Below are 8,961 nucleotides of genomic sequence, written 5' to 3'. Positions count from 1 at the left end.
GCTCACCAGGCACCCGGACATCGCCCAGGCCGTGGTCGTCGCTCGCGAGGACCACCCCGGCGACACCCGCCTGACCGCCTACGTCGTTCCGGAGAGTGGCACGGGGGACAGCAGTCGTCAGGTGGCGGACTGGCAGGAGTTGTACGACTCGCTCTACGCCCAGCCGACCGCTGCTCTGGGCCAGGACTTCACCGGCTGGAACAGCACCTACACAGGCGCCCCGATCCCGCTCGACGAGATGCGCGAGTGGCAACGGGCCACTCTTGACCGGATCCGCGCCTTCGCTCCGAAACGAGTGCTGGAGATCGGTGTCGGCACCGGCCTGCTGATGGCCCCCCTCGCCGAGGAGGTGGAGGCGTACTGCGGCACCGATCTCTCGCAGGAAGTGATTACCCGGCTCACCGAACAGGTGGCCGCGCGGGGATGGGACCACATCCGACTGCACTGCAGGCCGGGTGACGACTTCTCGGACCTGCCGGAGCGCTTCTTCGACACCGTCGTGATCAACTCGGTGGCCCAGTACTTCCCGAACCAGGAGTACCTCACCACTGTTCTCACGCACGCAGTGGGACTTCTCGCCGAAGGCGGCAGGGTCGTCCTCGGCGACATCCGCCACCTCGGACTGCTGCCCACGCTGCAGACCGCCGTGCAGGCCACGACCGCGACCGACACCGCCGCGCTGCGGGCCGCCGTCGACCAGGCGCTGGCGGGAGAGACAGAACTGCTGCTCGCCCCGGAGTACTTCAGCGCCCTGGGCGCCTCGCTGGGAGTGGGGGTGGACATCCGTCTCAAGCGGGGGTCCGCCCACAACGAGCTGACGCGCCACCGCTACGAGGTGACCTTGTACCGCGACGCGGAGGGCCTCACTGACCTTTCCGAACTGCCGACCCTGCACTGGGGTTACGACCTGACGAGCCTGGACGAACTCGACGGCCGCATCGCCGCGCCGGTCCGTCTGGCAGGTCTGGCCAACCCCCGCCTTACCGCGGAGGCCGCGGCCAAAGTCGCCCTCGACCGGGGCGACGACCTGGCGGCGATCCGTTCGGCGCTGGCCGCCCCCTCCGAGACCGACACCGACGTCGACCCGGAACGCATGCATGCGTGGGCCGAGGCCCACGGCCTGCGAGCCATCACGACCTGGCACCCCGACCGGCCGACGGCCTATGACGCGATCCTGCTGCCGGGCGGCGGCCCCGCCGCCCCGGCGGTCACCGGCACCTACCTGGTGGCAGGCCGGGGCGGAGCCGCCCCCGCCAACACACCCGTCCGATCGCGCCGCGGTGCCACGCTGATCGGAGAGCTCCGGCAAGCCCTGCAGGCCGAACTGCCGGACTACATGATCCCGGCGGCGATCGTTCCCCTGGAGACGCTTCCGCTCACCACGAACGGCAAGGTCGACCGCAAGGCCCTCCCGGCCCCTGAATACCAGGTGGCCGGCAGCCACCGGCCACCGCGGACCCCGCAGGAGGAGATCCTGGCCCGCCTGTTCGCCCAAATCCTCGGCGTGCCCCTGGTCGGGATCGACGACAACTTCTTCGACCTGGGCGGCCACTCGCTGCTGGCCGCCCAGCTGACCAGCCGGATCCGCGCCACCTTGGGGACCGACACGCCACTGCAGGCACTCTTCGAGGCCCCGACCGTCGCCGAACTGTCGGCCCACCTCGACGGCGGCGCGCCCAGCAGCGCCTTCGAAGTCCTGCTTCCGCTGCGCAGGCGCGGCCACCGCCCGCCCCTGTTCTGCGTTCACCAGGGCGCCGGGATGAGCTGGGCCTATGCCGCGCTGCTGCCGCACCTCAGCGTGGACTTCCCGGTCTACGGCCTTCAGGCGCACAGCCTCGCCCACCCCGACGAGCTGCGCTCCAGCGTGGAGGAGGTGGCCGACGACTGCATCGCCGCGATGCTCACGGTGCAGCCCGAAGGGCCGTACCACCTGATGGGTCACTCCTTCGGCGGAGTGGTGGCGCACGCCATCGCGGCGCGACTGGAGGAACGCGGAGAGCGGGTGGCCCTGCTGGTCGCGCTGGACTCGGCACCGGCCCTGCCGATCCCGGCCGAGGTGCTGGAGGTGGAGAACGAGATGGAGGTGATGTACGGCGCCATCCTGGAGGCGCTCGGCGTCGACACGGACGAGGCATTCGACGGAACCCCCGACTACGCGCTCTTCACCCGGCTGGCACGCGGCACCAATACCGTACTGGGCACTTTGGAAGAGAGCCGCTTCACCACCCTGATGAGCGTCATCAAGAACAACATCCTGCTTGCCGGGCACTACCAGCACCGGCAGGTGTCCGCCGACCTGATGGTCTTCGCGGCACTGCACTCGCGCAGCGGGTATGTCATCCCGCCGGACATCTGGCGAGAGCACGTGACCGGCACCATCGACCACCATGAAGTCGACTGCACCCACCAGACCATCATCACTCCGCAGATGTTCCGGAACATAGGCCCGCTGGTGGAGAACAAGCTCCGAGAACTCGGCGGGGAGGCACGATGACGAGGACCCCGCCCGGTCCGGCCGGAGCGGTCCGGCACGGGCGAGGCGGGGTCCGGGCCCGTCGGGCCGGGAGATCGGGCTCAGCCGGCCTGTTCCACCGCCTCGATCGCGGCGCGGAGGATGGCCAGGCCCTCCTCCGCCTCCGCCCGGCTGAGGGTCAGTGGCGGGGCCAGCCGCAGCGTCTCGCCGGTCAGCCCGCCCTTGCCGGCCAGCAGCCCGCGCCGCTTGGTCTCCTCCATCAGGCGGGAGGTATGGGTGGGGCTGGCGGTTCCGGTGGTGGGGTCGACCAGGTCGATCGCGACCATCAGGCCGCGCCCCCGGACATCGGCGATCAGGGCGGAGTGGTCGGCCACCGCACGCAGCCCGTCCGCCAGGAACGCTCCCTGTTCCGCGGCGTTGGCCTGGAGGTCGTGCTCCAGCACGTAGTCGAGCGTGGCGTTGGCGGCGGCCATGCTCAGCGGGTTGCCGCCGAAGGTGGATATCCCGTGCGCCGGCAGGCCGTCCATCAGCTCGCCGCGGGCGACCACGCCACCGATGGGCAGTCCGTTTGCAGTCCCCTTGGCGAAGATCATGGCGTCCGGTGTCACGCCGTGGTCATGGATGGCGAAGAACGTACGTCCGGTCCGGCCCCAGGCAGTCTGCACCTCGTCGGACAGCAGCAGGATCCCCTCCTCGTCCAGCACCTTCTTGAATGCGGACACCAGGCCGGGCGTGAGGGGGCGGAAGCCGGACGAGCCCTGGACCGGCTCCAGCAGCAGACACGCCACATCGTCGGCGGTCGCGGTGGCGAGAATGTGGCGCAGGTCCTCGGTGCAGGCCTCCACGTAGGCCTCGTCCGACAGCCGGCGGAAGGCGGGCAGATGCCGATCCGCGCCGTGCAGGTAGTGGACGTCGAGCGGGCTCAGCGCGGTGTTGCGGTAGACACGGTTGCCGGTGACCGCGGCGGCGGCGTACGAGCGACCGTGGTAGCTGCCTCGCAGGGCCAGCACCTGGCCGGTGCCGCGGGCCGCCGTCGCCAGCAGCAGCGCGGTCTCCACCGCCTCCGAGCCGGAGTTGACGAAGTAGACCTTGGCGTCGGGGATTCCGGAGAGCCGGGCCACCTTCTCCGCGAACTCCACCTGTCCCCGGATCAGGTACTGGGTCGAGCAGTGGACCACTCCGGTGCGCAACTGCCGCTCCAGTGCCCCGCTGACCTCGGGGATGTCATAACCGAGAATGTTCGTCATGATCGCGCCGTAGAAGTCGAGGTAGCTGCGGCCGGCCGCGTCGACGACCCGGCACCCCTGGCCGGAAACGATTTCGATCGGTTCCGCGTAATTGAGGCCGAGCCAGCTCGGCATGACCGTGCGGTGCCGCGACAGGAGGTCTGAGGTCATGGGTCGGAACTCCATTTCAGGGATGGACCGGTGGGGCCCGGCAGTAAACCCGGGTGTCTCCAGAGGATCCAACTGATCCGACGGTTCGGCAAGAGCTCGATAAATATCACCGATAGTCGGCACACATGCGCCTCGGGTTGGGATCGCAAAGTATTCCGGCAACCCGATCCTCGACATGCTCTGAATTTGATGAAGCGCCCCCAGGCGCACATTGCCTGGTCCTGATGAATGCCGCTACGCTCCTGCCCGGGTCACCTTCAAAAACCCGCGAGGTCTGTTTCCTGTCATGTCATTCACTGTGGGCTCGATCGAAATCGGAAGCACATACACGAAAATGGTGGTCTACCATGTGCGGGCGAACCGGCTCGAATTCGTCGCTCGATTTTCGGATCGGACCACGGCGGACGAGGGCGACATCGGCATCGGCGTCGACCGGCTGCTCGCCCGGGCCGCCGAACAGGGCCTGGGACGACTTGACCGCACCTATGTGTCCAGCAGTGCGGCGGGCGGCCTGCGCATCGCGGTCTGTGGCCTGACCCGCTCTCTGAGCATGAAGATCGGAGTCGAGGTTGCCCTCGGCGCCGGCGGTGTCGTGGTGCACTCCAGCGCCGGGCGGCTGCGGCCGGCCGACGTGGCAGGAATTCGGCGCGCCCGCCCAGGGCTGGTGCTGGTCTGCGGCGGCACTGACCACGGCGAGGCCGACGCGGTCCTGCACAACGTCCGCGCAGTGGCGGCGGCGCGGCTGGACACCGCCGTCGTCTACGCCGGGAACGGTGCCGTTCAGGACGAGGTGCGCGACCTGCTGGCCCGGTACGACGTCCGCTGCGCTGTCAGCGAGAACGTCTACCCGGACCACGACTGCTTCCGCTTCGACGAAGTGCGGGCCATCGTCCGGCGGGCGTACGAGCAGGACGTGGTCAAGGCGCCCGGTGTCGACGAGCTGTGCCGACGCCTGGACGTCGGCTGCGTGCCGACGCCGTACGCCGTCTCGCGTGCGGCGACGCTGCTGGGCGAGGTGACCGGCGGGCTGGTCGTGCTCGACGTCGGCGGGGCCACCACGGACGTGCACTCCTGTCGACCGGCGACGGCGGGCGAGGTACTGCAGGCTTCGTTCGAGCCGGCCATCAAGCGCACCGTCGAGGGCGACCTCGGGGTGTTCCACAACCTCCGCAACCTGCTCGCCGACGGCGAAACGGTCCTCGACACGCAGAAACCGCTGACCGATCCGGACCGTCTCGGTGAATTTGCTGTGCGAGCGGCCAGAACGGCCCTGGAACGGCATTGCGGACGGATACTGCCGAGCTATGCCACGGTCACCGCGAAAAATGTGGTCAGCGGCCCCGATCTCAGCGCGGTGAAAACTGTTGTGGTGACCGGCGGTGCACTCCGGTACGGCCTTCGGGACCCACAAGGTCTGATCGCCGGTATCAAGACGCTCCCACCGCACCTGCTGGCACCGAGGGATCTCGACCAGTGCCTGGTCGACCGGAATTACCTGCTGTCCAGCCTGGGGTCACTGTGCGAGGACCACGAGGACGGTGTCAGAGAATTCATGAAGAACCATTGGAGAGAAGGGATGTGGATGTGACGGAGAATTCTGATCCGCTGTTCCTGGAGTTCCGGGAACAGCTGACTGATTCGCTGCTGCCAGGGCTGCGGAAGGGCGCGCTGCTCGAAGGGAACGGCAATGTCATAGCCGTACTGGAACTGGCCGGGCACCACGACGAACCGCTCGATGTCCAGGCGAAGGCAACGGTGGCGCTGAGCGAAGCCGTCCGGCAGTGCCGGGTGGACGGGGTCCTCTTCTTCTACCCGGACCACCTGAGCGGCCGGCGTATGGTGTTCTTCGACCGGGACGGGACATGGGAGGCGACCTGCGGCAACGGGCTGCGCTGCGTGACCCGCTACGCCTCGGACGCAGGGCTCCTCGAGGCCACCGGCACGATCGTCACCGACGACGGCCCCAAGACCGTCCGGATGCTCGACGGCCGAGCCGAAGTGACACTCGGCCGTTCCCGCGAGGTCCAGCAGCTTGACGACGACCGGTGGTTCCTCTACAACGGCGTCCCACACCTGGTCGTCTTTGTCCCCGATGTCTCGGCGATCGATGTCCGCACCGAGGGCGCGCGGCTGCGCTACGACGACGGGCTGTGCCGGGCGCTGGGCCGCCCGGAGGGGGTCCACGTCAACTACGTCCAAGTGGTCGGCGACCGGCTGTGCGTGCGGACCTATGAGGTCGGAGTGGAGGACGAGACACAGTGCTGCGGCACCGGGGCGGCCGCCTCGGCGGTCCTGAGCCGGTACGCGGGGCGGTCGGCTCTGCCCGTCACCGTCCAAACCCTCGGCGGCGAGCTCACGGTCGCGGAGCGGCACGGCGAGGTCAGCATCTGCGGCCGGACCGCCTACCTGGTCCGGCCCGTCGGGGTCCGGTCGGCCACCGGCTCGGGAGATCCACGATGACGGTGTCGCGGCCGGCCGAGGAACGGTTGCAGGGGCTGTGCGCCCTCCCGCTGGAGGAACTGCGCGAGCGGTTCTGGAAATCCGCGCGGGACGTGGTCCGGCCGCTGGCCGACCTGGCCGCCGGCCACACCACGCCGTCCATCGAACGATCCGTGCTGATGCGCATGGGGTTCGACTCACTGGAGGCCAAGGCCCTGGTCGACCACGCTGTGGAGCAGGGCTGGCTCGGCGACGGTGTCGGCGGTGTGCTGGCCCGGTACGCCGCCGACCGGCGGCTGCCGCTGCGCGAGGCGTACCGGCACCTGCTGAAGGTGCCTGAAGGCGACATGCCCTCTTCGGGCGTTCCCCTCGGCAAGCCGCCGACCGAGCTGCGGCTGGAGCAGCACATGCCGTTCCCGGTACGGGAGATCCTGTCCGGGCTGGAAGGCTACCGGCCGCGCCGACGAGGCTGGGTCTGGCGGCAGTCGGCAGCGGCCGATGCCTCCTTCACCTACCGCCAGACCAGCCGGCCGCTGACCCGCTCCGGTGCCCTGCAGGCGGCTTCGTACATGCAGGAGCTGGACCCGCAGCCCGACTGCACGGTCACCTCCGAGATCGCATCCGGTCGCTTCGAGGACGATCTGCGCCGGATGCGCATGGCCGCATGGCACGGCGCCGACCACATCATGGTGATCCGCACCCTGGGACAGAGCCACTACGACGGCCTGGTCGAGGGCACCCCGGAGGGGGTGGGCGGAGTGCCGATCAGCCGCAAGCAACTGCGGGCCACCCGGCGCGCACTCGACCTGGTCGAGGACGAGGTCGGACGGCCGATCAACCTGCACTCCTACGTCAGCGGGATCGCCGGCAGCGAGATGGCCGTGCTCTTCGCCGAGGAGGGCGTCGCCGGAGCGCACCAGGACTTCCAGTACAACATCCTCTATCGCGGAGTGAATCCGGTCCGCTCGGTGGTGGACGCCTTCGAGGCCAAACGGGTGCTGGCGGACGCCGGCATCCTGCAGCTCGACGGCGCGCACAACGCGAACTCCACGGCGCTGAAGGCGTGGAACGTACGGCCGGAGATCCTGGTGCAGCACGCGCTGAACTGCGTTGCCTCGGAGCTGGCCGGTCAACGACGAGAGCTCATCGCGCTCTCCACCGTGCCGCCCACAGCCCCGCCGGCCCCCAAGGTCTCACTCGACCTGCCGTTCGCCGTGGCGTTGCGCTACCTCTTCGAGGGGTTCGCGATCCGCGCGCAGCAGAACACCCGGTACAGCACTACCAACCTCACCGAATCGACGGTGCTGCATGTGCTGGACACCGTCATCTCAAGACTCACCAGCGCAGACATCCAGAGCACCATCGCCGCCGACGAAGCCCGCTGCATCCCGTGGCACCACACCTCGACTCAGGCGGTCAGTGCGACCAAACAGGCACTGATCGGCCTGGACGGCCTCTCCGACCTGGTGAAGCCGGACACCGAGGCGATGATGCCGGCGATGAAGGACCTGATGGCGCGTGCGGTGCTCATGCTCGACGACATCCTCGCAGTCGGCGGCTACTTCGCGGCGCTGGAGGCGGGGTTGTTCGTTGACTCGGCCGCCTACCCACGGCGCGAGGGCGACGGGATCGTCCGGAACCGCGACGGTGGCGTCGCCGCGGACACCGTCGTGCCCCGCTCAGACCGGTACTGGGCCCCGGTCTGCAGCCATTACGGACACACCGTGAACATGCCGGCCTGCCCGGGCTGCACTCTCTGCGACGACAGCCTGGTGCGTTACGTCGACGAACTCGACCCCGAAGACAACGTCCACCACAGGCTCGCCGCGCTCGAGGACCAGAGCGAGCTGATCCGCCCCGAGGGCGAGCATGCCGGGGACGGCCTGGTGACAGTCAGCTTCTTCGTACCGCTTCCCGAGACGGTGGCGGACGCCGCGGCGCTCCGCATGGCCGAGGAGATGCGGCTGGCCGAACCCCGCATCGTGGACCGGCTCGTGTTGCACCCGGCGGAGGGTGTCCAGTACGACATCGTGGGCCGCTTCGCGGTGTCGCTGCGCCGAGCGGAGCTGCCGACCACCCGGGCGGGGGAGCACGTCGAGAACCCCCCCGAGCACATACGGGCCGAGCTGAGCCCGCTGAATCTCCGTGTGGTGGGCGCGACCCTGGGAAACGATGAGCACTCGGTCGGCCTCCAGGAGATCACCAACATCAAGCACCACGGGCTGGAGTGGTTCGGTCTGCGCTGCCGCAACATCGGTTCCTCGGTGCTGGCCGAGCGGCTGCTCGACGAGGCGGTCGAGCAGAACGCCCAGGTGGTGCTGGCCAGCCTGATCGTCTCCCACCGGGACGTGCACCGGCTCATGATGACCAAACTCGCCGATGCCGCAGTCGAACGCGGGGTGCGCCACCGCCTGGTGCTGATCGCGGGCGGGCCCCAGGTGACGGACGAGCTGGCGCTCGCCTGCGGTCTGGACGCGGGGTTCGGGCCCGGTACGCGCGGGATCGATGTGGCGCGCTTTCTCGCCGGACGGCTGGCCGGACAGCCGACGCCTTGAGTGGCGGGCGAATGGGCTCGCGGATCTCGACCTGGCATAAGAGTGGGTCTACGATTTTCCAGAACACGTCGAGGGCGAACACCTCCGAGCCGGAAAC

Annotated in this window: 5 protein-coding genes; 4 read left to right on the top strand and 1 reads right to left on the bottom strand. The window is 69.1% G+C overall.

The annotated features are described in order from the left end of the window. Positions 1-2,494: alpha/beta fold hydrolase (locus ACFZDL_RS44405; protein WP_391194272.1), on the top strand; the 2,494-nt coding region annotated here is incomplete at its 5' end. Between the two features lie 80 nt (positions 2,495-2,574). Here the strand turns inward: ACFZDL_RS44405 and ACFZDL_RS44400 are convergent. Beyond that, a complete protein-coding gene (locus tag ACFZDL_RS44400; RefSeq protein ID WP_353596317.1) occupies positions 2,575-3,870 on the bottom strand; it encodes an aminotransferase class III-fold pyridoxal phosphate-dependent enzyme in 1,296 nt (431 codons plus the stop codon). 298 nt (positions 3,871-4,168) lie between these two features. Here ACFZDL_RS44400 and ACFZDL_RS44395 point away from each other — a divergent pair, with 298 nt between their 5' ends. Genes ACFZDL_RS44395 through oraE form a run of 3 tightly spaced genes read left to right on the top strand, consistent with a single transcriptional unit; the run spans position 4,169 to position 8,864 of the window. Further along, entirely contained in the window at positions 4,169-5,458 is a 1,290-nt protein-coding gene (locus ACFZDL_RS44395; RefSeq protein ID WP_353596318.1) for a glutamate mutase L, read from the top strand. After that, positions 5,455-6,330, top strand: a complete 876-nt coding sequence (gene dapF / locus ACFZDL_RS44390) for a diaminopimelate epimerase (protein WP_353596319.1) — start codon at positions 5,455-5,457, stop codon at positions 6,328-6,330. Before ACFZDL_RS44395 ends, dapF begins: the two co-directional genes overlap by 4 nt. Then, a complete protein-coding gene (oraE, locus tag ACFZDL_RS44385) occupies positions 6,327-8,864 on the top strand; it encodes a D-ornithine 4,5-aminomutase subunit OraE (protein ID WP_353596320.1) in 2,538 nt (845 codons plus the stop codon). The genes dapF and oraE overlap by 4 nt, the downstream gene beginning before the upstream one ends. Positions 8,865-8,961 lie beyond the last annotated feature (97 nt).

Origin of the sequence: Streptomyces sp. NPDC007917 (assembly GCF_042959105.1) — a bacterium.
GTDB lineage: Bacteria > Actinomycetota > Actinomycetes > Streptomycetales > Streptomycetaceae > Streptomyces.
This window is presented reverse-complemented; position numbering and strand designations above follow the sequence as displayed.